This is a genomic window from Neorhizobium galegae (assembly GCF_017877055.1).
Lineage (GTDB): Bacteria > Pseudomonadota > Alphaproteobacteria > Rhizobiales > Rhizobiaceae > Neorhizobium > Neorhizobium galegae_D.
In genome coordinates this window covers 705,970-728,856 of sequence record NZ_JAGIPG010000003.1, presented here as the reverse complement: position 1 = coordinate 728,856, position 22,887 = coordinate 705,970, and the positions used below count along the sequence as shown (strand labels likewise).

The window sequence follows — 22,887 nt, the reverse complement described above, 5'->3', positions numbered from 1 at the left end:
TGTAGATAACATGAATTGCCCCTCACCCTCTCCTCCTGGGGGAAAGGGTGAGGGGCAGCCCAGATGATGACCTTATCCCGCGATCATCTCCGTCCACTTCTGGTTCAGGAAGTCGGACTTGGTCTGGTAGAGATCGTAGCGCGGGATGATCGGCTCGATATCGGAGGAGACGGAGGCGAATTCGGCGGCGGTCAGGTCGAGGAGGTCGCGCTTGACGGTCGGCGAGGTGCCGACTTTCCGCGAGAGAGTCGCCTGAATGGCCGGCTGGCACATGTAGTTGATGAACGTGTGCGCTTCCTCGCTCTTCTTCGAGGCACGCGACAGCGCCCAGCAGCCCGAATCCTGGATGCCGCCTTCCTTCGGGAAGGTCGAGCGCACTGGGCTGCCCTGCGAGGCGGCAAGGCCGGTGACGTCGTGGTAATATTGGCCCATCGGAATTTCGCCCGACTTCAGCGCCTGTTCGAACTGCGCTTCGTCGCGATACCAGAGGCGGACGTTCGGCTTCACTTCCGCGAGCTTTTCGAGCGCCTTGAGGATGCCCTCGTCGGTGTCGAGAGCCTTGGTCCCGCCCATGAAGGTCTTTGCCGTCACTTCGAGCAGGAAGGAGTTGGAGACGAGCGCGAGCAGGCCGAGCTTGTCGGCATTGGCCTTGTCCCAAAGAGCTGCCCAGGAGGTCGGGGCTTCCTTGTAGACCTGCGTATTGGTCACCAGCGTGATGTACCAGGAAACGGCACCGATGCCGGCGATCTTGCCGTCCGGATATTTGTTGACGAAGTGGTCGATGAGGTTCTTGGAGTTCGGCAGCTTGGCGGCGTCGAGCGGTGCCCAGAGCTTGGTCGACTGACCCTTCAGCATGGCGACCTGCGACATCATCGAGACGTCGGCCGGAGCGGCACCCGCCTTGGCGGCCTGTTCGAGCTGAACCAGCCAGGCTTCGCCGGTCGGCTCGGCGACGGATTCGATGGCGATGCCGGTCGCCTTGGTGAAGTCCGGGAAAATGTTCTTGTCGAACGAATCCTTGAAGTAGCCGCCATAGACGCCGACCTTCAGCGACTTCTCCTGGGCGCGCAGCACCGAGGGCATGGCCAGCATGGAGGCGCCGGCAAGGCCGGCACCGAGCACGCCGCGGCGGCCGAGTTTGGCGTTCAGAATGTCACGCATGATTTTCTCCTTTGTTTTTAGGCCCGCCGGTTTTTGCCCGGTTGGCGAGTTCCCTTGTTGTCTGCAGTTTATGTCAGGCGCGGCCCTTCACGGAAGGGCTGAAGACCATCAGGCTCAAAATTTCGAACAATATCTGGGCGCCCGCATGGGCGGTGTTGTTGGTCGCGTCATATTGGGGTGCGACCTCGACTACGTCGCCGCCGACGATGTTGATGCCCTTGAGGCCGCGGATCAGCTCCAGCACTTCGCGGGTGGTGAGCCCGCCGATCTCCGGCGTGCCGGTACCGGGCGCAAAACTCGGGTCGAGGCTGTCGATATCGAAGGAGACATAGGTCGGTCCGTCGCCGACGATCTTTTTCGCCTTCTCGATGATCGCCGGAAGCCCCATGCCGGTCACTTCCTCTGCGTGGATGACTGTCATGCCGGACTCGTAGGAGAACTCCCAGAGGTATTCGGCAGCACCCCGGATGCCGATCTGGATCGTCCGGGTGGGGTCGAGCACGCCGTCGAGCACCGCGTTGCGGAACGGTCCGCCATGATGGAACTTGGTCTCGTCGAAAAAGCCGCTCGTGTCGCAATGGGCGTCGATATGGATCATGCCTACCGGCGTCTTTTTGCCGACTGCTTTGAGGATCGGATGGGTGATCGAATGGTCGCCACCGACCGACAGCGGCAGCACGCCAGCATCAACGATCTGGTTGATGCGCTTCTCGATGTCGTCGTGGCTCATTTCCAGCCGATATCGGCTGCGGAAAGCCACGTCGCCGATATCGGCCACGTTGAGCTCATAGATCGGCGCACATTCCATCACGTGGTTGTAGGGGCCAACGCGCTCAATGGTGCGCAGCGCCCGGGGCCCGAAGCGCGAACCTGGCCGGTTGGTGACGCCGAGATCCATCGGCATGCCGACCATCGCCACCTGCAGGTCGCCGAAATCCGGGTTTTCCGCATCGAGCGGCCTGTAGGGCGCATCGAGAAGTGTCGGAATGCCCGCATAGGGCGCGACGCGGGTACCGGCCTTATCGAAGATCTTCTCGCCGACCTTTTTGAACTTCGGATCGAAGATCTCGCCGCCGGGGCTGTCGAGATATTTTGCGCGCAATTCGCCGAGCTTCTTCGCGTCGAATGTCATGATCGCCTCGCCTGTCTGCCGGCTGCTTGTGTGCAGCCTAATTTTTGTTCCGCCGGGCTTGTCGCCCTTGTTTTCATCATTATCCGTCAGGTGCGGGTGGAAAAGCAATTGAGATTGTTCTAGCAGTAGCTGTGAGAAAAACTAACACTTAAGATCAATTTGGGATCGATATGACCAACCGCCTGCCACCCCTCAATCCGCTGCGCGCCTTCGAGGCGACGGCCCGCCGAGGCTCGGTTTCGGCGGCAGCCCGAGAACTCAACGTTACCCATGGCGCGGTCAGCCACCAGATCAAAGCGCTGGAAGGCTCGCTCAAGGTCTCGCTGTTCGAGCGCGGCGCCAAGCGACTGAAGCTCACTTCCGAGGGGGCTCTCTTGCTGCCCGCCGTCAGCCAGGCCTTCGGTGAGATCGCCGCCGCGACCGCGCAGATGAAGCGGCCGGCGACTTCAGGCGAACTGTCGATCACCTGCGTGCCGGCACTTCTCTCCTTCTGGATCGTGCCGCGCCTCAATTCCTTTACAGAGCAGTTCCCGGGTGTCAGGCTGAAGCTCGCCGCCTCCAATGATCCGGCCGTGCTGCATTCCTCGGATGTCGATGTTGCCGTCCTTTACGGCGACGGCAACTGGCCGGATGCCTGGACGCGGCTCTGGAGCAACCTGCAGCTCTTTCCGGTTGCCAGCCCGACCCTGCTCAACAGCCGGCCGCTGCGTTCGACGCGCGATCTCGAAGACCATATCCTGCTGCATGGCGATGCGGACGGGCGTGAATGGAACACCTGGCTTTCCGCCGCGGATGCCGTCGACCTGCCGCGCCGGCAGCAATATTTCATGGGCGACGCCCGGTTTTCGACGGAAGCGGCGCTGCACGGCCAGGGGATCGCGCTCGGCGACACGATCACCGCCAGCAAGCTGATCGCGCGCGGCGAACTGGTCGTTCCTTTCGACTTGAGCGTTCCCGCCAACGACGCCTTCTACGTCGCCTGCCGGCCGGCCATGCGTTCGGCGCCGATCGTGCGGGTGTTCATCGACTGGCTTTTCGCCTCGCTGGAGGCCGACCAGCTCGCCGAACCGCATACCTCGGCGCGCACCCTGTTGCGCAGCCGCCGCGCCTGATATCTATCACCCTATCTATTGTCCGGGCGACCACGAGACCGAGGTTTACCTCGCTGGAGAACCCGGCTAAGCGTTTTCAAAAACCTATTCCTGCTTCTCCATCTATTGATTTCCTAGAGTGTCCGATGCTTCGTCGCTTCTTTGCCTATTACCGGCCCTATCGCGGCCTGTTCATCCTGGATTTCGGCTGTGCGATCATTTCGGGCATGCTGGAACTAGGCTTTCCGATGGCAGTGAAGCTATTCGTCGACCGGCTTCTCCTCAGCCAGGAATGGCTGCTGATCCTGCTCGCCTCGGCGGCGCTCCTGGTTATCTATGTGATCAATACCGGCCTGATGGCGATCGTCACGTACTGGGGCCACATGCTCGGCATCAATATCGAGACGGACATGCGCCGGGCGGCCTTCAACCACCTGCAGAAACTCTCGTTCAGCTATTTCGACAACCAGAAGACCGGCCATATCGTCGGGCGCCTCACCAAGGACCTGGAAGAGATTGGCGAAGTCGCCCATCACGGGCCGGAAGACCTGTTCATCGCGATCATGACCTTCATCGGTGCGCTTGCCCTGATGTTCTCGGTCAACTGGCAGCTGGCGCTGATCACCGCCGTCGTCGTGCCGCTGACCGCCTGGGTCACCAGCCATTTCGGCGGCCGCATGACCCATAATTTCCGCCGCCTGTTCCAGCGCGTCGGCGATTTCAACGCCCGCATCGAGGAGAATGTCGGCGGCATCCGGGTGGTGCAGGCCTTCGCCAACGAGAGTCACGAGCGAAAGCTCTTCGAACAGGACAACCAGAACTACCGCCGCGTCAAGCTCGATGCCTACAAGCTTATGGCGGCCAGCAGCTCGCTCAGCTACATGAGCATGCGGCTGACCCAGATGGTGGTCATGGTCGCCGGCGCCTATTTCGTGCTGTCGGGCGAACTGACGGCCGGCGGCTTCATCGGCTTCCTGCTGCTGGTCGGGGTCTTCTTCCGCCCGGTCGAGAAGATCAATTCGGTGATCGAGACCTATCCGAAGGGCATCGCCGGCTTCCGGCGCTTCACCGAACTGATCGATACCGAGCCGGATATCGCCGATGCGCCTGATGCGGTCGACATCGATCATCTCAGGGGCGAGATCGCCTATCAGAACGTCTCCTTCGGCTACAGCCCGGACAAGCCGGTGCTCGAAAACGTCAACCTGGCGATCCGCGCCGGCGAAACGATCGCCTTTGTCGGTCCATCAGGTGCCGGCAAGACGACGATCTGCTCTTTGCTGCCGCGCTTCTACGAGATCGGTGCCGGCAGCATCACCATCGACGGCATGGACATTCGCAGGATGACGAAGGTGTCACTGCGCCAGCAGATCGGCATCGTCCAGCAGGACGTCTTCCTGTTCGGCGGCACGCTCCGTGAAAACATCGCCTATGGGCGCCTCGGCGCCAGCGAAACGGATATTATCGAGGCGGCGCGGCGGGCGCGGCTTGAAGAAATGCTCGCCGGCCTGCCGCAAGAGCTCGACACGCTGATCGGCGAGCGCGGCGTGAAACTCTCAGGGGGGCAGAAGCAGCGCGTCGCAATCGCCCGCATGTTCCTGAAAAACCCGCCGATCCTGATCCTGGACGAGGCGACCTCCGCGCTCGACACCGAGACGGAACGCGCCATCCAGCGCTCGCTTGCCGAGCTCTCGCAAGGTCGTACGACGTTGATCATCGCCCACCGGCTTGCCACCATCCAGGGCGCCGACCGCATCGTCGTCATCGACGGTAACGGCATCCTGGAGGAGGGCACGCATCAGGACCTGATCGCCAAACGCGGCGCCTATACCAGACTTCACGCGGCGCAGACGGGGATGATGTGATAATGTCCATGGACTGATTCACTGCCGCCGGATCGCATGGAAACTTCGCTTTATCTCCCCGTCAAAACCTTTCTCGAGAGCTTCGGATACGAGGTTAAGGGGGAGGTGGGTGGTTGCGATCTGGTGGGGTTGAGCGAGGCTGATCCGCCGGTCGTGGTGATCTGCGAGCTGAAGCTCACGTTCAATCTCGAACTGATCCTGCAGGCGGTCGACCGGGCTGGGGTTTCGGACGAGGTCTGGATCGCTGCCCGGATTTCCGCCAATGGCAGGGGCCGGGAGGCCGACAAGCGGTATCGCGATCTCTGCCGCCGGCTCGGAATCGGCATGCTCGGCGTCTCCGATCAGGGCGATGTGAGCGTGCTGGTCAGTTCGGTTTCGCCCATGCCGCGCACCAACCCGAAACGGCGCACGCGGCTGGTCAATGAACATCGGAAACGCAAAGGCGATCCAGCCGTCGGTGGCAGCACGAAGGTGCCGGTGATGACCGCCTATCGTCAGCAGGCGCTCGCCTGCGCCTCGGCGCTTGCCTGCGGCCCGCTTCGGCCGCGCGACATGAAGCAGGCGGCGCCCACTGCCGGCACGATCCTTCGCGCCAACTATTACGGCTGGTTCGAGCGCATCGACAAGGGGATCTATGGACTGACGGATGTGGGGCGGCAGGCGCTGGAGCGCTGGCCGCAAACGGTGTCGGGCCAAATCGGGCAGACCCTGCCAAACGATATCGGCGAATAGCCCCGCACAGTTTGGAAAGAAGCCTCTCGGGCATTCTCTGCCAATTGGAAAAGCCGCCCGCCTCGAAAGGCGGACAGCTTTGGGTATCTCTCAAGCACCAATCTTACGGCTGCGTACCGGTGCCGCCAGTTGCACCACCGGCCGGCGGAGTGGCCGGAGCAGGGCTAGCTGCCGGCGGAGCCGCCGGGGTGATCGGTGCCGGTGCGGGTGACGACTTGGAGTTGTCGGTTACCGGCGGGTTGGTCGAAGACGTGGTCTGCGGGTCGGTCGAGGAACCGCCCATCTGCGACCATACGAATGCGCCGACCAGAATGACGGCGATCACGGCGACCCACGGCACCCACGAAGAGCTGCTACTGCGACGGACTTCCGTTGCCCGGAGGTCCGGATCGCGCGTTTCGAACTTTCTGTCATTGGGATCAAAAGTCATGATTGCTTCCTCCTTCTGCAGCCTGACAATGCCCCGGTGCGCGTTTGGTTCCCGAATTCGTGAACGACGAAAGCAGATCGTGCCGAATTAACGTGCAAATCGCTTGGCGCCTGCTACGCAGGCAACCACCGCAAGCGTCGCCGCGAACATGCCGAGACTGACCTTTTCGCCGAGAAGGGCGGCGGCCAGAACCAGGCCGAAAAAGGGCTGAAGAAGCTGCAGCTGGCTTACCCCCGCAATGCCGCCGAGCGCCAGGCCGCGGTACCAGAAGATGAATCCGATCAGCATGCTGAACAGCGAGACATAAGCGAGACCGAACCAGGACGTGCTGTCGATATCCGGGAATGAAGCCGGCATCGCGGCGAGCGACAGAGCTAGCATGACCGGCAGGGAAAGTGCCAGCGCCCAGGAGATGACCTGCCAGCCGCCGAGCTTGCGCGACAAGCTGGCACCTTCCGCATAGCCCAGCCCGCAGGCGATGATCGCCCCCAGCATCAGGAGATCGCCGACCGAGGACGCAGCCTCTTCTTGAAACAGCGCGAAGCCGACGACGATGGCACTGCCGAGACAGGAGAATAACCAGAAGACGGCTTTCGGGCGCTCGCCGCCCCTCAGCACCCCGAAGGTCGCCGTCGACAGCGGCAGCAGGCCGACGAACACGATGGAGTGAGCCGAGGTGATGTGTTTCAGCGCCAGCGCCGTCAGCAGCGGGAAGCCGATGACGACGCCGAGCGAGACGACGGCCAGCGGCAGAAGATCGGACCGGGCCGGGCGTTTTTCGCGAAAGGCCAAAAGCAGGCATATGGCGAGCAGCCCGGCGATCGTGGCGCGCGCCACGGTCAGGAACAGCGGATCGAAATCAGCAACGGCAATTCGGGTGGCGGGAAGCGACCCGCTGAAGATCAAAACGCCAACGAAACCGCTGATCCAGCCGCTTGTCGTGTTGTTCATCCAAAGTCTCCTGTATTTTTGCCAAGCATCGCCCTGAACGTCTCCCTTTGACGTTCATCGCAGGCATTCCTTGGGTATTTCCCGCTATCGGCCGCAAGCCATGGCGGCGCCAGAGACAATGCGATACAATTTCCAGAAACTGTTATGGTTTGTGGAGCAGTACGGTGGATACAAGGGCGGAACAGAAGGGCGGCGGCCAGCGTATCGGGGCCGTCATGGGGGAGATCCGCAGCCGCATCGCCGGCCGCGGGCTGGTGCCCGGCGCACGGCTTCCTTCGGTGCGCGCCTTCGCCAAGGCGATGCATGTCTCCGCCTCGACGGTGGTGGAAGCCTATGAGCGGCTGACCGCGGAGGGGCTGATCCGCTCCCGGCCGGGGTCGGGTTTCTACGTGTCGAGCCCGCTGGCGCCCCTGTCGCTCTCCGAGATCGGCCCGAAACTCGACCGGGCCGTCGATCCATTCTGGGTATCACGCCAGGCGCTGGAGGATGGCGACCTGTTGAAGCCCGGTTGCGGCTGGTTGCCGCCCTCCTGGATGCCCGAGGCGGCGATCCGAAGGGCTTTGCGCAGCCTGTCGCGCAGCGAGGACCGGGTCCTGTCGGACTACGGCACGCCGCTCGGTTCGCCGCAATTGCGGCAGCTCCTTTCCCGGCGCATGGGCAAGCACGGCATACCGGCCGCCCCGGACCAGATCATCCTCACGGAATCAGGCACCCAGGCGATCGACCTTCTCTGCCGTTTTCTGATCGAGCCCGGCGATGCGGTCCTGGTCGATGATCCGTGCTACTTCAATTTCCACGCGCTGCTGCGTGCGCATCGCGCAAAAGTCGTCGGCGTGCCGATGACGCCGGCCGGGCCGGATATCGAGGCTTTCGGAAAGGCGCTCGAGGAACACAAGCCGCGGCTCTACATCACCAATTCGGCGATCCACAATCCGACCGGCGCGACGCTTTCGCCGGTGGTGGCGCACCGGTTGCTGAAACTCGCCGACCGGGCCGGGCTGACGATCATCGAGGACGACATCTTCGCGGATCTGGAACATGAGCCGTCGCCGCGCCTTGCCGCCTTCGACGGGCTCGACCGGGTGGTGCAGATCGGCAGCTTTTCGAAGACGCTGTCGGCTTCGGCGCGTTGCGGCTTCATCGCCGCCAGGCGGGAATGGATCGAGGGCCTCGTCGATCTGAAGATCGCCACGAGCTTCGCGGCGGGCCGGCTGTCTTCCGATCTCGTATTGCTGCTGCTGACCGACGGCAGCTACCGGAAACATCTGGAAGAGTTGCGCGTCCGGCTTTCGCGGGCAATGGAGGCGACGACAGGGCGTCTTGCAACGCTTGGCATCACGCCTTGGCTTCAGCCGCGCGCAGGCCTGTTTCTCTGGTGCAGGCTTCCGGACGGGATAGAGGCGGCAGATGTGGCGCGCGCCTGCCTTGCCGACAATATCGTGATGGCTCCGGGCAACGCATTCAGCCTCTCCCAGAACGCCGGCAGCTTCCTGCGCTTCAACGTGGCGCAATCGGAGGATGCGAGGATATTCCAGAGCCTCGGGCGGGCGCTCGACGACCTCGGCGGATAGCGGGCCGTGAGTTGTCAGCCGGGGCTCACTCGTCAGCTATTCTTGTCCGAGCGCGCGTAACCCGGGATTTGGAAACGTCGCCAGCCACATTGACGTTACCTCCAGGGGAGCGCGCGGGGCCGGTTTTCGCAGGTCCTGCGCGCCTGTTCTTTTGTGTCTCTCGTTCTGGGCGTCTAATTCTGCGCAATCGTCGTGCGCGGTGACACCCAGTTGTGCCACTGCTCTTCCGAACCGTGGAAGGCGTTGAGGTCGATCTTGCCGTCGACGCCGTGCGACAGGCCTGAGCCTGAATATTGCCAGAACAGCCACCTGCGACCTGGATAGACCTTCGAGGGATGCTGGGCGACCGCGCGCAGCCAGAAGGGATAGTTGAGCAGTTCGCCGGACAGGTTGTCCTCGTAGAAATCCGGTGCCGTGTAGATGATTGGCCGCTGGCCGTAATGGCGCTCCAGCTTGTCCATGAAGACCTGCATCTTTTCGAGCACCCGGGCGCGGGAAAGTTTCGCCTTGCAGTTCGACTCGCCATTCCATTCGACGTCGATCACGGGCGGCAGCGCGTCGGGATCGCGCGGGACGTTGCGGATGAACCAGTCGGCCTGTTCGCCGGCGGTGCGGCACCAGTAGAAGAAATGATAGGCGCCACGCCTGATGCCGGCCTCCTTGGCTCTTCGCCAATTGGTCCTGAACATCGGATCGAGGTGGTCGCCGCCGTCGGTGGCTTTGATATAGGCGAAGTTGGCGCCCTGGGTCCGAAGCCTCGCCCAGTCGATGTCGCCCTGCCAGCGCGACACGTCGACGCCGTGCACCGGATAGCTTCTCGGCGAGACCCTGCCGAAATTGATCGGCTTGGCATCGCGGAACTGGCGGCTGTAGATCTGCATGCGCCCCCTGCGGGGTACGGTTTCCAGCGCTGGCTCGTCGGGCACCAGCATGGCAACCGGCCGCTCGGCTGGAAGCGGCATGCCGACCGTGGTTTCCCGCGCAAAGGCCTGCGGCGCCGGCATCGCGCCGGTCCAGGCGATATCCTGCTGTTGCGGTAAGGTCTGCTGCCGGGGCGCTTGCACCGCGCCGATCCGCGAGGTCTTGCCGACACCGACCGATGGGACGGGGGCGGCGGGCAGATCGACTGAGCCCGTCTTCTCCTGGGTTGCGACATTGGCCACCAACTCGTCCGGACCGGATGCCGAGGCGCAGCCCGCCAAGGCGAGGCAGGTGACGAGGAGTGCTGGCACAGCCGATAAACGCATTTTGAGACCCGTACGCAAGACAACAAAGACGGCCGCCCCTGCCGTCGATAAACCCCTGACAGGAATTGCTAACGGAAAATTACCAAAAAATGCTGAATCCAATCTTTACGCGCGGAGATGTTCTGATATCAGCCGCGCGGCGGGATCAACCGCGCCGGATTTCCCACAACCGTGGCGCCCGGTGGCACGTCCCGCGTCACCACCGAGCCAGCCCCGACGATCGCCCCATCGCCGATCGTGATGCCGCCGAGGATGATCGCGCCGCCACCGATCCAGACGTCGGCGCCAATGTTGATCGGGCGGCCGATCTCAAGACCCTGAGCGCGCAGGACGGGGTCGCGGTGGTGATCCGCGCAATAAAGCTGCACGCCCGGCCCCAGCATCGAGCGGGCACCAATTCTGACCGGTGCGGTATCGAGGATCGTGCAGCCGGCATTCAGATAGACGCCTTGCCCAAGAAAGACATTGAAGCCGTAGGCGCAGTGGAAGGGCGCTTCCAGAAACGCGTCGGCCGCTGCGCCGAACAACTTGCCCAGGGCAGGTGCCATCGCACCCCGCGCGGCGGGCGACATGGTGTTATGCGCATGCACGGCCATCCGCGCCTTGTCCCTCAGCGCATCGAGTTCCGGATCGAGGCAGCAATACCATTCGCCGGCCGCCATCTTTTCGCGTTCGCTTGCCATCCTGTCTCGTGGCTCTTCCCGCTTCAGCGTTCCGCCCCGGCCTTTACCCGGGCGGCCTCGCGTCGCGCAAGGCTTTCGGGCGGCCACATCGCCTTCGTACTATAATATTCCTCGAAGACATTGGCGCCTTCCGGCAGGCCGACCCAGGCGACCTTCGAGCGGGTGAATATATGGACGTCGGGTGAGAACTCGGCGCGCCTTTCGAGCGTCTGGACCCGGACGAACAGCATCCATTGGCGCCGGCCATAGTCGCTCCAGACCGCTGTCTGGCATTGCGGACAGCGGTAGATATCGTGGGGCAAGCCACTATCGGTCTTCATGGCCACTGCGACCGGCCGGCTCTCGGTGATCTCGACCCGGTCGGCCTCGACCAGCGCATTGATGGCAAAGGCGCCGCCTGTCTGATGTTGGCAATCGGTGCAATGGCAGCAATGAATGAACATCGGCCGCCCATGCATGCGATAGCGGACCTTGCCGCAGAAGCAGCCGCCTTCGAATATTTCACTCATGGTCTGTCCGCTCCCTCAGATTACTCATGTCGAATATGAAATATTCCTCAATCCTCCCGCAACGCAAAATGAACAAGACGAGATCGGCATGTTCTGCTTTAAAGTTCGCGAACACGACATGAGCAGGATCAAACGCATGATTAAAGAGCGGATTGGTATCGTCGGCCTCGGCCGGATGGGCAGCGCCATGGCCCGGCGCCTTTCAACGCAGGGATTTGCGGTGGCGGGATGGACGCGCAGCGGTCTTTCGCCCGACAAGGCGACGACCCTCGGGATCGCCGCCTCCGACGATCTGGCCGCACTTCTCGATGCTTCGGATATCGTCATTCTGGCACTGCTCGACGATGCCGCGGTGCACGCCATGCTCGGTGAGTTCACTGCCGCCGATCTCGCTGGCAAGCTGATCGTCGATACCAGCACCGTCAGTCCCCAGACGCTGCGCGCCCATGAAGCCGCCATGGGCGAGGCGGAGGCGGCCCTCCTCGATGCGCCGATTTCCGGCGGGCCGGAAATGCTGCTGGCGGGCACGGTCGGCCTTTATATCGGCGGCGCGGAGAAGGATTTTCAGCGATTCCTGCCGGTCGCGGAAAGTCTCTCCAACAGGATTCACCATGTCGGGACGCTGGGCGACGGCGCGTCCGCCAAACTCGTCAACAACATGATGCTGATGGGGCTGTGGCAGATCATGAAGGAAGCCGTCGAACTCGGTGGCAAGGCGGGGCTTGGGCGCGACAAGATGATCGAAATCCTCTCCGGCAGCCCGGCGGCGAGCCCGGCCATGCGGTCTCGGCTTCCTGTCATACTCGGCGAGACCGAGGCGGTCGGTTTTCCGGTCGCCGGCGTGCTGAAGGACATGGAGGTGGTTCTTGATCTTGCCCGCGGGCTTGGCGTCGCGACCCCGGCCATTCAGGCGGCGCGCGCCAGCTTCGAGAAAGCGGCGGCGCTTGGGTTTGCCGAGGCTGATCTCGGCACCGTCGTGCGGTTGGCGCTCGAAGGGAAAGGCTGAGCCCGGGCGAGGCTCAGCCGTGATAGCGAGGTTAGAACGTCCGGCCGAGGCGGGCGTCGACCGATTGGCTATTGCCGCCGCGCAGGGCGAAGAACAGGAAGATTGCCGCCCACAGAATGGATTTCTCCGCGCCGGCGAGACCCTGGTTCTGTGCGATGCCATGGAAATAAACGGTGACCAGAAGCACGATCATCGCCGCGAAGGAGGCCGGGCGGGTGAAGAGGCCGATGGCGACGAGGATGCCCCCGAAGAATTCCGTGGCGGAGAGCAGCGGCGACCAGAAGGCGCCCGGATAGAAGCCGAGACTTTCCACCATGCCGACCGCGCCGAACGGATTGGTGATCTTGCCGAAACCATGGGTGACCAGCAGCACGCCGGCCGTCACGCGCAGGATCGTCTCGACGATCTCATGGGCGGAGGTATAGACAGGGGCGAGCGCCGGAATGATCAGGCGGGAGCGGGTGGTGGATTGAAGAGCCATGGGACCTCTTTTTATGAAAACGACGAGACTATCGTGGTGCAGCCCAAATTGACGTTCGCGCCCTTTCTGTCGAGATGCGCGCGTTCAAAACCTGACCGTCCTGGTTGACATTATTGTGAGACCGAATTGACTAGGGTAGAAGGCAAAACATGATGGAAAAACCGCGCATTACGATTCTCTATTGCACCCAGTGCAATTGGCTGCTCAGGGCCGGCTGGATGGCGCAGGAGCTTCTGCAGACCTTTGGCGACGCGCTCGGCGAAGTGGCGCTGATCCCCGGCACCGGCGGCAATTTCGAGATCCAGGTGAATGGCGAACTCATCTGGGAACGCAAGCGAGACGGTGGGTTTCCCGGACCCAAGGAGCTGAAGCAGCGGGTGCGCGACATGATCGACCCGGACCGCGATCTCGGCCACCTGGACCGCAAGGCGAGGGAAGACAGCGAGAGCCGAGGCCGCCCGTGACAGATCCGTGAAGGTTTTTTGGCGACAGGCACGGAAACTTCAAAAAGCCAGTTGACAGGGGAAGGTCACACCCGTACATGGCTCTCCGTCGCCCAGATGGCGGAATTGGTAGACGCGCCAGCTTCAGGTGCTGGTACCCGAAAGGGTGTGGAGGTTCGAGTCCTCTTCTGGGCACCATTCCGATTTGATCCCTACCAAGATCAAATACTTAACGCCTTTCTAAACAATTGCGCGTAGCCCGCCGGCTCCCTTCGGGAGCCGCTTCGCTGAGGTCTCAGGGTTGCATGGCGTGTTGCCTGCGCATGGTGTCGGCCGAGCCGCGAACCACCTCGGAAATCTGCAGGAGTTGGGTGACCAAGGGCGTTGAATTGCGCCAGATCATTCCGATGGTGCGTGAGGGCCGCGGCGCTTGGAAGCGGGAGATCGAAACCTGTGCCGAGCGCGTTTCCACCGGCACAGCCATTTCCGGTATCAGTGTGATGCCGATACCGGCGCTGACCATCTGCACCAGCGTCGACAGCGAGCTGCCTTCCATCACCTCGCGGAGGCGGGTCGTCCCTATTTTGCAGAACGACAGAGCCTGATCGCGGAAGCAGTGGCCTTCCTCCAGCAGAAGCAGGCGCATTTCGCGCAGAGCCTCGCGCTCGGGTACCGGCTTGCCCTCGTCCTCGCGCCGCCGGACCAGAACAAACTCCTCGTCGAACAATGTGAGCTCGGTCAGGAACGGTTCCGATACCGGCAGGGCGACGATTGCGAGATCCAGCTCGCCCTGAGCCAGTTCCTGGACCAGCTTTGCCGTCTGTGTCTCGCGCACCTGTATTTCAATTCCGTCGAAAGTTCTGTTCAGATCGTTTATGATCGCCGGCAGCAGATAGGGCGCGATCGTCGGGATGATGCCGATGCGCAGGCGCGCCAGGAAAGGATCGCGCGAAGCCCGAGCGAGGTCCGCCAGTTCATCCACAGCCCGCAGGATGTCGCGAACCCGCAGCGCGAAGGTCTGGCCGAAGGCGGTCAGTTTCACCTCGCGGGCATTCCGCTCGAAGAGGTCGCCGCCCACTTCCTGTTCGAGTTCCTTGATCTGCATCGACAAGGCCGGTTGAGAGATCGCACAGGCGTCTGCCGCGCGGCGAAAGCGCCCATCCCGCGCCAGGGCTTCGAAATAACGGAGCTGCTTGAGGGTAAGATTTTTCATAACCCCAGCTTATCGCAGCGATCAGTAAATCCAACTTAAATTTATGAGCCGCTTCCGATAAGAAGGGATACGAGGGAGGGTGCGCGATTGGCTTGCTCCGACCAGCAGGCGGGGACTACAGTCGAAAACAGCGCAGCCGGACCGGGCGGTCCGGGAGAAATTGCCCTCTTTTGCACGGCAGATAATAAAAGTAATCAAGGAGATAGTCATGGATGCGAAATCTAGCGAAAACGCCGGCAAATGTCCGGTCGCCCATACCCCTCGCGGCAGATCGAACCGCGACTGGTGGCCTAATCAGCTGAATGTCCAGATCCTTCATGGGCACTCAGTGCGCTCCGATCCGATGGGCGAGGCGTTCAACTATGCCGAAGAGTTCAAGACGCTCGATCTCGAGGGCCTGAAGAAAGACCTTCATGCCCTGATGACCGATAGCCAAGAATGGTGGCCGGCCGACTTCGGTCATTACGGCGGCCTGTTCATCCGCATGGCCTGGCACAGCGCCGGCACGTACCGAATCACCGACGGCCGCGGCGGCGCTGGTCAGGGGCAGCAGCGTTTCGCACCGCTCAACAGCTGGCCGGACAACGTCAACCTCGACAAAGCCCGTCGCCTGCTCTGGCCGATCAAGCAGAAATACGGCAACAAGATTTCCTGGGCGGATCTGATGATCCTCACCGGCAATGTCGCGCTCGAATCGATGGGCTTCAAGACGTTCGGTTTCGCCGGCGGCCGCGCCGACGTCTGGGAGCCGGAAGAGCTCTACTGGGGTCCTGAAGGCACATGGCTGGGCGATGAGCGCTACAGCGGCGAACGCGAGCTGGCAGAACCGCTCGGCGCAGTGCAGATGGGCCTCATCTATGTCAATCCGGAAGGCCCGAACGGCACGCCGGATCCGCTGGCATCCGCCCGTGACATCCGCGAAACCTTCGCCCGCATGGCGATGAACGACGAAGAGACCGTGGCGCTGATCGCCGGCGGCCACACCTTCGGCAAGACCCATGGCGCTGGCGATCCGTCGTTTGTCGGTATCGACCCGGAAGGCGGCGAACTCGAAGCCCAGGGCCTCGGCTGGGCGAGCAAGTTCAACACTGGCATTGGTCGCGATGCGATCGGCAGCGGCCTGGAAGTGACCTGGACACAGACCCCGACCCAGTGGAGCAACTACTTCTTCGAAAACCTGTTCGGCTTCGAATGGGAGCTGACCACGAGCCCCGCCGGCGCCAAGCAATGGGTGGCGAAGAATGCCGAAGCTTCCATTCCGGACGCCTTCGACCCGTCGAAGAAGCAGCTCCCGACCATGCTGACCAGCGACCTGGCACTGCGTTTCGACCCGGCCTACGAGAAGATCTCGCGTCGCTTCCTCGAAAACCCGGCTGAGTTCGCCGATGCCTTTGCCCGCGCCTGGTTCAAGCTGACCCATCGCGACATGGGGCCGAAGGTTCGCTACCTTGGTCCGGAAGTGCCGGCCGAAGACCTGATCTGGCAGGACGTGATCCCGCCGGTCGATCACGATCTGGTCGACGACCATGATGTCGCCGACCTGAAGTCCAGGATCCTGGCATCCGGCCTCACGGTGCAGGAACTGGTCTCGACCGCCTGGGCTTCCGCCTCGACCTTCCGCGGTTCCGACAAGCGCGGCGGTGCCAATGGCGCACGCATCCGGCTTGCACCGCAGAAGGACTGGGAGGCCAACCAGCCGGCGCAGCTCGCCAAGGTCTTGGGCGTTCTCGAAGGCATCCAGAAGGATTTTTCCGCGACCCATACCGGGAGCAAGAAGATCTCGCTGGCCGACCTGATCGTGCTTGCCGGCGCTGCCGGTGTCGAGAAGGCTGCAAAGGCAGGTGGCAATGACATCGCCGTGCCCTTCACGCCGGGTCGCATGGATGCGTCCGAAACGCAGACCGACGCCGCTTCCTTCGCCGCCCTGGAACCCCGTGCCGACGCTTTCCGCAACTATGTCAACAACAGCAGGAAGCAGTTTATGAAGGCTGAAGAGGCCATGGTGGATCGCGCCCAGCTGCTGACGCTGACAGCACCGGAAATGACGGTTCTCCTCGGCGGCCTGCGCGTGCTGAAGGCCGGACAGCCGGAACATGGCGTCTTCACGGACAAGCCCGAGACGCTGACGAACGACTTCTTCGTCAACCTGCTCGACATGGGCACCGAATGGTCGCCTGTTGCCGGTCAGGATGGCGTTTACGAAGGCCGTGACCGCAAGACCAAGGCACCCAAGTGGACAGGCACCCGCGTCGACCTGATCTTCGGTTCGCACTCGCAGCTTCGTGCGATCGCCGAAGTCTATGGCCAGTCCGACGCCAAGGCAAAGTTCGTCAAGGACTTCGTCGCGGCCTGGACCAAGGTCATGAACGCCGATCGTTTCGATCTCGTCTGATCGACCAAAATCGCCCGGACGTAGCGGAGCTACGTCCGGGTACCTTTTTCAATGCTGTTAAAATGGCGGACTTTTCAGGTCGGCACGAAAGCCGAGGCGATCGCCAGCACGAATCCGAGGATCGTGGCGCAGACGGATAGCGCTTCGCGGGTCTTTTCGGAGCTGACACCCCATCCCTCGCTGGTGAGGTAGCGTGCGATCAGGCCGAGCGAAACCAGGCCGACGCAGCCGAGGAAGGCGAAGAAGTAAATTCCGTACTCCATGTTGGAGATCTTCTTGGTCAGCACCTCGGTAATCCCGACCAATGTCGAAAGGGACAGAAGCAGGCTGCCGATGATAAGGTATTCGGCATGTTGCGATCGGGCGGTCGAATATAGCGACAGGATCGTGAACAGGAACGCGACCAAGACGATGGCGATGTAGCTGCCGCTGACATGCCCTGTCGCGGAAATCGACATGAAGATCGACGTCAGGATGAACAGCGCTGCCGCCAGGATGATCTTGTATTTCGAGTTGAAAAACTGGCGCATATATCGATCCGCTCTAAACTGGCCGCCTGCGGCGCGGGCAAAGGCCATTTCTCGGACTATGGGAAATTCGGGGCGAGATGAACAGGTTGCCAGCCTGCTATTCAGTGGAAATCCACGCCCGAGTTCAGGCAAGCCGCTTTTGCTGGATTGCGTAGGCGCCGCCCGCGCTCATCACCGCCAGCAGATACCAGGTGACGGCATAAACGAGGTGGCTGTTGCGGAAGCGGATCACCGTCAATCCCCCGACGGGAAGGCCGCCCGGGATCGGCGTCGCGTCGGCGTCGATGAAATAGGGCGCCACCTTTTCGAGGCCTTTTGTTGCCGCGATCGCGGCCACGTCGCGCGAGTACCAGCGACCGCTGGCGGGGTCGTTGGAGCGCAGGAAGGCGCCGCCCGGCTCGCTGATGCGGATGAGGCCGGTGATCTTCACGGGGCCTTCGATCGCGCCGTCCGCGCGTGCCGCCGGATCGCGGCGGTCGGCGGGGATGAAGCCGCGGTTGATGAGGACGGTGGTTCCGTCCTTCTGTTCCAGCGGCGTCAGGATCCAGAAGCCGGGACCGAGGTCGGTGACGGCCTGAACCAGTGTTTCCTTGCCGTGGTGAAAAACCCCGGCGGCGGTGACGCGGCGATATTCGTCGTTTTCCGCGTTGATCGCGGGCCAGGATGGCAATGAGGGAGCGGGTGCCGGCGTCGCGGTGACGCGAGCGTCGACGCGGGCGATCAGATCGAGTTTCCAGAAAAGCCGCTGCACCTGCCAGGTGCCGAGCCCGATAAAGATCAGCGTCAGGAAGAGCATCGCCCCCGTGAAGATGAGCCGGGAACGGGCCGGCTCCGCATCCACCGTTTCTCCGGTCAAAGGATGATCGACAGCCATGCGTCTATCCTTTCGAGGCTCATCCCCTCCGGGGATCACGGCATGTTCTTCATCATCTCCGGCGACATCGGCATCATGTTGGTGTTCAGATGATGCATGACCCACAGCGACCCGGCAAGCGTGATGCCGACCAGAACCAGGGTAAACAGCAGCGCCATCATCGTCCAGCCTCCTTCGGAGCGCGGGTTCATGTGCAGGAAATAGACCATGTGCACGACGATCTGGATGACGCCGAGCCCCATGACGAGGAAGGCGGTGAACAGCTTGCTGTCGATGGCGCCGCTCATCACCAGCCAGAACGGAATGGCCGTCAGGATCACCGACAGGCTGAAGCCGATCAGGTAGCTTCTTAGCGTGCCGTGGCCGGCCTGGTGGCCGTTGCTATGGCCATGATGGGCCTGGGAGGCACTTTCGTGAGCGGGAGCGTGCGGGGTTTGGCCGTGCGAACTCATCCAAGGACTCCCATGAGATAAACGAAGGAGAAGACGCCGATCCAGACGACGTCGAGGAAGTGCCAGAACATCGAAAGGCACATCAGGCGGCGCTTGTTTTCCGGGATCAGGCCGTATCTGCCGACCTGCACCATCAGCGTGATCAGCCAGATGATGCCGAAGGTGACGTGCAGGCCGTGGGTACCGACCAGCGTGAAGAAGGAGGAGAGGAAGGCCGAACGGGTCGGCCCGGCGCCCTCGTGGATCAGGTGATTGAACTCGTAAAGCTCTAGGCCGAGGAAGGCGGCGCCGAACACGCCCGTCACGCCGAGCCAGAACAGGGTCTCGGTCTTCGCGCCCCTTTCCATCTGCAGCATGGCAAAGCCGTAGGTGATCGACGAGAAGAGCAGCATTGCCGTGTTGATGGCGACAAGCGGCAGGTCGAACAGGTCGGCGGGCGAGGGACCGGCTGCATAATTGCGGCCGAGTACGCCATGGGTGGCGAAAAGCACCGCGAAGATCAGGCAATCGCTCATCAGGTAGAGCCAGAAGCCCAGCATCGTGCTGCCTTCCGGATGATGATCTTCCGTGAGGTAGAATTGCGGCTTTTCGGTTTCCATGCCGTTGGATTGAACTTGCGTCTGGCTCATGGTGTCAGGCCCGTTCCGCGAGCAGCTTCGAGCGCGCGTCCTCTGTTGCCGTCACGGTTTCGGCGGGAATGTGGAAATCCCGGTTATAGTTGAAGGTATGGCCGATCGCCGTGGCGACCATCGCGATGAAGGAGACGGCCGCCAGCCACCAGATGTACCAGATCATCGCGAAGGCTAAGACGATGCTGATGCCAGCCAGGATAATCCCGGTGCCGGTGTTCTTCGGCATGTGGATCGGCTTGAAGCCGCCGAGCGGGCGTTCGTAGCCGCGGAGTTTCATGTCGTACCAGCTGTCATGATCATGCACGACCGGCGTGAAGGCGAAGTTGTAGTCCGGCGGCGGCGAGGAAGTCGACCATTCCAGCGTGCGCCCGTCCCATGGATCGCCAGAGGTCTCGCGCAGCTGGTCGCGGCGCATGAATGAGACGACAAGCTGGATGATGAAGGCTCCGATGCCGCAGGCGATGATCCCGGCGCCGATGGCGGCGATGACGAACCATATCTGCAGGGAAGGATCCTCGAACTGATTGACGCGGCGGGTGACGCCCATCAGGCCGAGCACGTAGAGCGGCATGAAGGCGACGAAGAAGCCGATCTGCCAGCACCAGAAGCTTATGAGACCCCAGAACCTGTCAAGCTTGTAGCCGAAGGCCTTCGGCCACCAGTAGACGACGCCCGCCATGAGGCCGAAGAGCACGCCGCCGATGATGACGTTGTGGAAGTGGGCGATCAGGAAGAGCGAGTTGTGCAGCACGAAGTCGGCCGGCGGGATGGCCAGCATGACGCCGGTCATGCCGCCGATGACGAAGGTGACCATGAAGCCGATCGTCCAGTACATCGGCAGCTCGTAGCGGATGCGGCCGCGATACATGGTGAAAAGCCAGTTGAACATCTTCGCGCCAGTGGGGATCGAGATGATCATCGTCGTGATGCCGAAGAAGGCGTTCACGCTCGCGCCCGCGCCCATCGTGAAGAAGTGGTGGAGCCACACGAGGTAGGAGAGGATCATGATCACGCAGGTGGCATAGACCATCGAGGCGTAACCGAACAGCCGCTTGCCGCTGAAGGTGGCGACGACTTCGGAAAAGATGCCGAAGGCCGGCAGCACGAGGATGTAGACTTCCGGATGGCCCCAGATCCAGATGAGGTTGATGTACATCATCGGATTGCCGCCGAGGTCGTTGGTGAAGAAGTTCGTTCCGACATAGCGGTCGAGCGACAGCAGCGCGAGCGTTGCGGTCAGGATCGGGAAGGTTGCAACGATCAGCACGTTGGTGCAGAGCGAGGTCCAGGTGAAGATCGGCATCTTCATGAAGGTCATGCCCGGCGCGCGCATCTTCACGATCGTGGCGATCAGGTTTATGCCCGATAGCGTTGTGCCGACGCCCGCCACTTGCAGGCCCCAGATGTAATAATCGACGCCGACGCCCGGACTGTAGTCGGCACCCGAGAGCGGCGGATAGGCGAGCCAGCCGGTGCGGGCGAATTCGCCGACGAAGAGCGACATCATGATGATGACGGCGCCGGCCGTGGTCATCCAGAAGGAGAAGTTGTTGAGGAAGGGGAAGGAGACGTCGCGCGCGCCGATCTGCAGCGGCACCACGTAGTTCATGAAACCGGTAACGAAGGGCATCGCCACGAAGAAGATCATGATCACGCCATGGGCAGTGAAGATCTGGTCGTAGTGATGCGGGTTGAGGTAGCCCTCGTTTCCGTTGAAGGCGATCGCCTGCTGGATGCGCATCATGATCGCATCGGCAAAACCGCGCAGCAGCATGACGATGGCGAGCACGATATACATGATGCCGATCTTCTTGTGATCGACGCTGGTGAACCACTCGCTCCACAGATAACCCCAGAGCCGATATCGTGTCACGAGCCCGAGAATGGCGATGCCGAGCAGCGCGACGACGATGAAGGTCACGACGAGAATCGGCTCGTGATAGGGGATGGCTTCAAGCGTGAGCCGTCCGAAAAGGAATTGCGTCAGGGTGGTGTTACCGAACATGGGTCTCTACCAGATCTGTTGAAACGCGGCCTTACGGCCGCGCCGGGGCATTGTTGTTGAGCTGCGCCGGCGCCGCGCCGCCCGGATTGCCTCCGGGCATCGTGTGGCCTTGCATGTCGTGGTTTGCCGATGGCGCCTGCGATTGCGGCTGCCCGGAATTCTGGTCGACGCCCTCGGCCGGCTGATCGCTGCGGGCCGGGTTGCCCGTCGCCGGAAAGGTCGCGGCAGGTGCCGCATGGCTCGCTTCGCCCGCATGGCGGTTGTCATGCTCTAGCCTGGCGCGGTTTTCGTGGCTCTCAATTCCGCCGCCGCCCGTCATGTCGATATGCATCATTTCGTCCATGCACATCTTGCCGGGCGTGGCGCACATGTTGAGTACGGTCTTGTAGAGACCGTACTCAACATTGGCGAAATAGCGCACGGGTTCCTTGGTGCTCGGCTTCTCGAGCTTCAGATAGGCGTCGCGGTTGAGCGCCGTGCCGTTCTGCTTGACGCGGGCCACCCACTGGTCGAAACCGGCCTGGTCGACGCCATGGAACTTGAAGCGCATGTGAGAAAAACCGTCGCCGCTGTAGTTCGAGGAGAGGCCTTCGAATTCGCCCGGCTTGTTGATGACGGCATGCAGCTTGGTCTCCATACCAGGCATGGCGTAGATCATTCCGGCAAGCGCCGGCACGTAGAAGGAATTCATTACCGACGAGGCGGTGATCCTGAAGTTGATCGGCACGTCCACTGGGGCCGCCATCTCGTTGACGGTGGCGATACCGTAGTCCGGGTAGAAGAACAGCCATTTCCAGTCGAGCGCCACGACCTCTACCGTGATCGGCTTTGTCTCCGCCGGCACGGCGCGCTGGGCGTCCAGCCGTTCTAGCGGCCGGTAAGGATCGAGCTTGTGGGTGCTGATCCAGGTAACGGCGCCGAGCGCGATGATGATGGCGAGCGGTGCGGACCAGATGATGACTTCGAGCCACGTCGAATGGTGCCATTCGGGATCATAGGGCGCACTGGTGTTGGAGCCGCGATAGCGCCAGGCGAAGAACAGCGTGAGGAAGATGACTGGTACGATGATGATCAGCATCAGCACCGTGGCGACGATGATCAGGTTGGCCTGCTGTTTGGCGATATCGCCGGCGGGCGACATGACGACCAGATCACATCCGGAAAGGCCTACAAGGACCAAGAGAGCGAACAACCGTGCTACGATTTTCAACTGAGGGGTCATCTCGGGCTCAAATTTGCGTTTTGTCTAGTTCGGAATAGGCTTGTTCCGGTCCAGGCTGAAATGAGGTCGTTCGTCGCAGTGCAGCAATCTGTCGCAGTGCAGCAAAAAACCGCATGGCCTTCAGCACCGTTTTGCGGCACGACCGGCATACTCGGCATCTACCTCCGCCAACCGGAAATCTAGGACAACCGACCGGGCTGACCAGAGGGTGTGGACGAGAAGACGGTGGCGGCTTGCCGCAAATGTCAGGTTTTTTTAGCCTTGT

At 62.0% G+C, this 22,887-nt stretch carries 22 protein-coding genes and 1 tRNA gene; 8 read left to right on the top strand and 15 right to left on the bottom strand.

Going from position 1 to position 22,887, the window contains the following annotated elements; genetic code table 11:
• Positions 1-72: 72 nt before the first annotated feature.
• Together J2857_RS22545 and speB are read right to left on the bottom strand one after the other, a co-directional pair.
• Positions 73-1,161, bottom strand: coding sequence for an ABC transporter substrate-binding protein (locus tag J2857_RS22545; RefSeq protein ID WP_210012304.1), 1,089 nt, complete (start codon positions 1,159-1,161; stop codon positions 73-75).
• Between the two features lie 73 nt (positions 1,162-1,234).
• Complete coding sequence (gene speB / locus J2857_RS22540; RefSeq protein WP_210012303.1) at positions 1,235-2,293, bottom strand: agmatinase; 1,059 nt, start codon at positions 2,291-2,293, stop codon at positions 1,235-1,237.
• Positions 2,294-2,463: 170 nt separating this feature from the next.
• Here speB and J2857_RS22535 point away from each other — a divergent pair, with 170 nt between their 5' ends.
• From J2857_RS22535 to J2857_RS22525, 3 genes are all read left to right on the top strand, one after another.
• Positions 2,464-3,405 (top strand): LysR substrate-binding domain-containing protein, encoded by a 942-nt coding sequence (locus J2857_RS22535; protein WP_210012302.1) that lies wholly within the window; start codon positions 2,464-2,466, stop codon positions 3,403-3,405.
• A gap of 125 nt (positions 3,406-3,530) precedes the next feature.
• On the top strand, positions 3,531-5,249 hold the full coding sequence (locus J2857_RS22530) for an ABC transporter ATP-binding protein (RefSeq protein ID WP_210012301.1): 1,719 nt from the start codon (positions 3,531-3,533) through the stop codon (positions 5,247-5,249).
• A 36-nt stretch (positions 5,250-5,285) separates the two neighbouring features.
• Positions 5,286-5,981 carry a DUF2161 domain-containing phosphodiesterase gene (locus tag J2857_RS22525; protein WP_210012300.1) on the top strand — a complete coding sequence of 232 codons (696 nt, stop codon included), beginning with the start codon at positions 5,286-5,288 and terminating at the stop codon, positions 5,979-5,981.
• 103 nt (positions 5,982-6,084) lie between these two features.
• Here the strand turns inward: J2857_RS22525 and J2857_RS22520 are convergent, their stop codons facing one another.
• Together J2857_RS22520 and J2857_RS22515 are read right to left on the bottom strand one after the other, a co-directional pair.
• Entirely contained in the window at positions 6,085-6,411 is a 327-nt protein-coding gene (locus J2857_RS22520) for a hypothetical protein (RefSeq protein WP_210012299.1), read from the bottom strand.
• Positions 6,412-6,498: 87 nt separating this feature from the next.
• The gene (locus J2857_RS22515) at positions 6,499-7,362 is read right to left on the bottom strand and encodes a DMT family transporter (RefSeq protein ID WP_210012298.1); all 864 of its coding nucleotides are present in this window, start codon (positions 7,360-7,362) and stop codon (positions 6,499-6,501) included.
• 215 nt (positions 7,363-7,577) lie between these two features.
• Here J2857_RS22515 and J2857_RS22510 point away from each other — a divergent pair, with 215 nt between their 5' ends.
• Positions 7,578-8,933 carry a PLP-dependent aminotransferase family protein gene (locus J2857_RS22510; protein WP_210012473.1) on the top strand — a complete coding sequence of 452 codons (1,356 nt, stop codon included), beginning with the start codon at positions 7,578-7,580 and terminating at the stop codon, positions 8,931-8,933.
• A 173-nt stretch (positions 8,934-9,106) separates the two neighbouring features.
• Here J2857_RS22510 and J2857_RS22505 read toward each other — a convergent pair whose 3' ends face one another.
• From J2857_RS22505 to J2857_RS22495, 3 genes are all read right to left on the bottom strand, one after another.
• Complete coding sequence (locus J2857_RS22505) at positions 9,107-10,180, bottom strand: glycoside hydrolase family 25 protein (protein WP_210012297.1); 1,074 nt, start codon at positions 10,178-10,180, stop codon at positions 9,107-9,109.
• A 128-nt stretch (positions 10,181-10,308) separates the two neighbouring features.
• Entirely contained in the window at positions 10,309-10,863 is a 555-nt protein-coding gene (locus J2857_RS22500) for a sugar O-acetyltransferase (protein ID WP_210012296.1), read from the bottom strand.
• Between the two features lie 23 nt (positions 10,864-10,886).
• The gene (locus tag J2857_RS22495; protein WP_210012295.1) at positions 10,887-11,372 is read right to left on the bottom strand and encodes a GFA family protein; all 486 of its coding nucleotides are present in this window, start codon (positions 11,370-11,372) and stop codon (positions 10,887-10,889) included.
• Positions 11,373-11,460: 88 nt separating this feature from the next.
• On the opposite strand from J2857_RS22495, the gene J2857_RS22490 reads away from it, so the two are divergent.
• A complete protein-coding gene (locus J2857_RS22490; RefSeq protein ID WP_210012294.1) occupies positions 11,461-12,378 on the top strand; it encodes an NAD(P)-dependent oxidoreductase in 918 nt (305 codons plus the stop codon).
• Between the two features lie 31 nt (positions 12,379-12,409).
• On the opposite strand, the gene J2857_RS22485 is transcribed toward J2857_RS22490, so the two are convergent.
• Positions 12,410-12,859: a DoxX family protein gene (locus J2857_RS22485; RefSeq protein WP_210012293.1), complete on the bottom strand. Its 450-nt coding sequence runs from the start codon at positions 12,857-12,859 to the stop codon at positions 12,410-12,412.
• 149 nt (positions 12,860-13,008) lie between these two features.
• On the opposite strand from J2857_RS22485, the gene J2857_RS22480 reads away from it, so the two are divergent.
• The gene (locus tag J2857_RS22480) at positions 13,009-13,323 is read left to right on the top strand and encodes a SelT/SelW/SelH family protein (protein WP_210012292.1); all 315 of its coding nucleotides are present in this window, start codon (positions 13,009-13,011) and stop codon (positions 13,321-13,323) included.
• 90 nt (positions 13,324-13,413) lie between these two features.
• Positions 13,414-13,500 (top strand) — tRNA-Leu (locus J2857_RS22475).
• Positions 13,501-13,597: 97 nt separating this feature from the next.
• Here the strand turns inward: J2857_RS22475 and J2857_RS22470 are convergent.
• On the bottom strand, positions 13,598-14,515 hold the full coding sequence (locus tag J2857_RS22470; protein WP_210012291.1) for a hydrogen peroxide-inducible genes activator: 918 nt from the start codon (positions 14,513-14,515) through the stop codon (positions 13,598-13,600).
• Positions 14,516-14,723: 208 nt separating this feature from the next.
• Here J2857_RS22470 and katG point away from each other — a divergent pair, with 208 nt between their 5' ends.
• Positions 14,724-16,907 (top strand): catalase/peroxidase HPI, encoded by a 2,184-nt coding sequence (gene katG, locus J2857_RS22465; RefSeq protein ID WP_210012290.1) that lies wholly within the window; start codon positions 14,724-14,726, stop codon positions 16,905-16,907.
• Positions 16,908-16,981: 74 nt separating this feature from the next.
• On the opposite strand, the gene J2857_RS22460 is transcribed toward katG, so the two are convergent.
• From J2857_RS22460 to cyoA, 6 genes are all read right to left on the bottom strand, one after another.
• Positions 16,982-17,437, bottom strand: a complete 456-nt coding sequence (locus J2857_RS22460) for a hypothetical protein (protein ID WP_210012289.1) — start codon at positions 17,435-17,437, stop codon at positions 16,982-16,984.
• Between the two features lie 124 nt (positions 17,438-17,561).
• Positions 17,562-18,311: an SURF1 family protein gene (locus tag J2857_RS22455; RefSeq protein WP_210012288.1), complete on the bottom strand. Its 750-nt coding sequence runs from the start codon at positions 18,309-18,311 to the stop codon at positions 17,562-17,564.
• Positions 18,312-18,346: 35 nt separating this feature from the next.
• Entirely contained in the window at positions 18,347-18,763 is a 417-nt protein-coding gene (cyoD, locus tag J2857_RS22450; protein WP_037082809.1) for a cytochrome o ubiquinol oxidase subunit IV, read from the bottom strand.
• On the bottom strand, positions 18,760-19,392 hold the full coding sequence (gene cyoC / locus J2857_RS22445) for a cytochrome o ubiquinol oxidase subunit III (protein WP_210012287.1): 633 nt from the start codon (positions 19,390-19,392) through the stop codon (positions 18,760-18,762). The genes cyoD and cyoC overlap by 4 nt, the downstream gene beginning before the upstream one ends.
• A 4-nt stretch (positions 19,393-19,396) precedes the next feature.
• Positions 19,397-21,400, bottom strand: a complete 2,004-nt coding sequence (cyoB, locus tag J2857_RS22440) for a cytochrome o ubiquinol oxidase subunit I (RefSeq protein ID WP_210012286.1) — start codon at positions 21,398-21,400, stop codon at positions 19,397-19,399.
• 31 nt (positions 21,401-21,431) lie between these two features.
• Complete coding sequence (gene cyoA, locus J2857_RS22435) at positions 21,432-22,622, bottom strand: ubiquinol oxidase subunit II (RefSeq protein WP_210012285.1); 1,191 nt, start codon at positions 22,620-22,622, stop codon at positions 21,432-21,434.
• Between the last annotated feature and the right edge of the window lie 265 nt (positions 22,623-22,887).

Coding starts and splice junctions, on each gene's coding strand:
- J2857_RS22545 (WP_210012304.1), bottom strand. CDS start 1,161: ATGCGTGACATTCTGAACGCCAAACTCGGCCGCCGCGGCGTGCTCGGT.
- speB (WP_210012303.1), bottom strand. CDS start 2,293: ATGACATTCGACGCGAAGAAGCTCGGCGAATTGCGCGCAAAATATCTC.
- J2857_RS22535 (WP_210012302.1), top strand. CDS start 2,464: ATGACCAACCGCCTGCCACCCCTCAATCCGCTGCGCGCCTTCGAGGCG.
- J2857_RS22530 (WP_210012301.1), top strand. CDS start 3,531: ATGCTTCGTCGCTTCTTTGCCTATTACCGGCCCTATCGCGGCCTGTTC.
- J2857_RS22525 (WP_210012300.1), top strand. CDS start 5,286: ATGGAAACTTCGCTTTATCTCCCCGTCAAAACCTTTCTCGAGAGCTTC.
- J2857_RS22520 (WP_210012299.1), bottom strand. CDS start 6,411: ATGACTTTTGATCCCAATGACAGAAAGTTCGAAACGCGCGATCCGGAC.
- J2857_RS22515 (WP_210012298.1), bottom strand. CDS start 7,362: ATGAACAACACGACAAGCGGCTGGATCAGCGGTTTCGTTGGCGTTTTG.
- J2857_RS22510 (WP_210012473.1), top strand. CDS start 7,578: ATGGGGGAGATCCGCAGCCGCATCGCCGGCCGCGGGCTGGTGCCCGGC.
- J2857_RS22505 (WP_210012297.1), bottom strand. CDS start 10,180: ATGCGTTTATCGGCTGTGCCAGCACTCCTCGTCACCTGCCTCGCCTTG.
- J2857_RS22500 (WP_210012296.1), bottom strand. CDS start 10,863: ATGGCAAGCGAACGCGAAAAGATGGCGGCCGGCGAATGGTATTGCTGC.
- J2857_RS22495 (WP_210012295.1), bottom strand. CDS start 11,372: ATGAGTGAAATATTCGAAGGCGGCTGCTTCTGCGGCAAGGTCCGCTAT.
- J2857_RS22490 (WP_210012294.1), top strand. CDS start 11,461: ATGTTCTGCTTTAAAGTTCGCGAACACGACATGAGCAGGATCAAACGC.
- J2857_RS22485 (WP_210012293.1), bottom strand. CDS start 12,859: ATGGCTCTTCAATCCACCACCCGCTCCCGCCTGATCATTCCGGCGCTC.
- J2857_RS22480 (WP_210012292.1), top strand. CDS start 13,009: ATGATGGAAAAACCGCGCATTACGATTCTCTATTGCACCCAGTGCAAT.
- J2857_RS22470 (WP_210012291.1), bottom strand. CDS start 14,515: ATGAAAAATCTTACCCTCAAGCAGCTCCGTTATTTCGAAGCCCTGGCG.
- katG (WP_210012290.1), top strand. CDS start 14,724: ATGGATGCGAAATCTAGCGAAAACGCCGGCAAATGTCCGGTCGCCCAT.
- J2857_RS22460 (WP_210012289.1), bottom strand. CDS start 17,437: ATGCGCCAGTTTTTCAACTCGAAATACAAGATCATCCTGGCGGCAGCG.
- J2857_RS22455 (WP_210012288.1), bottom strand. CDS start 18,311: ATGGCTGTCGATCATCCTTTGACCGGAGAAACGGTGGATGCGGAGCCG.
- cyoD (WP_037082809.1), bottom strand. CDS start 18,763: ATGAGTTCGCACGGCCAAACCCCGCACGCTCCCGCTCACGAAAGTGCC.
- cyoC (WP_210012287.1), bottom strand. CDS start 19,392: ATGAGCCAGACGCAAGTTCAATCCAACGGCATGGAAACCGAAAAGCCG.
- cyoB (WP_210012286.1), bottom strand. CDS start 21,400: ATGTTCGGTAACACCACCCTGACGCAATTCCTTTTCGGACGGCTCACG.
- cyoA (WP_210012285.1), bottom strand. CDS start 22,622: ATGACCCCTCAGTTGAAAATCGTAGCACGGTTGTTCGCTCTCTTGGTC.